The organism is Moorena sp. SIO3I6 (assembly GCF_010672095.1).
On record NZ_JAAHHU010001626.1, the window covers coordinates 1 to 1,120 of the forward strand.

Annotated in this window: 1 protein-coding gene and 1 pseudogene; both read left to right on the forward strand. The window is 44.9% G+C overall.

Annotated elements, in window-relative coordinates; all coding sequences use genetic code 11:
• Positions 1 to 279 (forward strand): annotated as a pseudogene (locus tag F6K49_RS51780) (O-antigen ligase domain-containing protein); the annotation flags it as partial.
• Positions 280 to 509: 230 nt separating this feature from the next.
• Positions 510 to 1,120, forward strand: a 611-nt coding sequence (locus F6K49_RS51785; protein ID WP_293110805.1) for a glycosyltransferase, incomplete at its 3' end; no start/stop codon positions are given.

Below are 1,120 nucleotides of genomic sequence, written 5' to 3' on the forward strand. Positions count from 1 at the left end.
TTGTTTTGGTTCCGTTGTCCAGCGGAGTTGTGGCCAAAGCGGCAAGCGTCACCAGTGGCGGTGCTGACCGTGGCTGTAGCGTTGTACATGGTGGAATTTCTGCTCAATGCCCATGGTAATCCTGTCTTTGTATTGGCTTGTGGAGGACTATCAGGATTGGTGGTCCAAGAACCTACAACTAATAAGGTTAAAAAAGCCCCGGCATTGGCAGCCCAGCGTTATCGTAATCAAAATCGGAATCAAAATCGGAATCAACGAAGACAAGTTCAACGGAATTAGGGATGATATAGCAGGGAGTAGGGAGTAGGGAGTAGGGAGTAGGGAGTAGGGAATAGGGAATAGGGAATAGGGAATAGGGAATAGGGAGTCGGGAGTCGGGAGTCGGGAGTCGGGTAAAAAATCTGTTTAAATTATTACGATTAAAAACGCTATTTTTTTAGAAAAGAACAATTAAATTAACTAACAAATAAGAATTATTTAGCTAAGGCAAAAAACAGCAAAATTTAGTTATGTCTAATGAAATAAAAAACAATAACGTAAATTCTTTACTTATAGTAATTGTTAACTACAAAACCCCTAGTTTAACTATAGACTGCTTACGCTCTCTAGCGGATGAAATCCCAGGTTTATCGAATACTACGGTAGTAGTGGCAGATAATGCCTCTGGGGATGGATCGGCTGTTGCCATTAAAAATGCGATCGCAAACGAAAACTGGGATAGTTGGGCATCGGTGATGGCACTAGACCACAATGGTGGATTTGCTTTTGGCAATAATGCTGTGATCCGCCCAGCCCTGAAGTCTAATCAGCCACCGGATTATGTGTTGTTGCTCAATCCAGACACCATTGTTCGTCCTAGGGCGATCAAAACCCTGGTCGAGTTTATGAGTGACCATCCCCAGGTGGGTATTGCTGGCTCTCGCCTGGAAGAGCCTGACAGTACCCCTCAGTGTTCAGCATTTCGGTTTCATACCGTCCTCAGTGAGCTAGATTCTGGTTTGCGTCTCGGTGTGGTATCGAGATTATTATCGAAGTGGGTAGTTTGGCCACCGATTCCTGACCAACCCTGTCCAACGGATTGGGTTGCTGGAGCAAGTATGATTGTTCGCCGGGAAGTGTT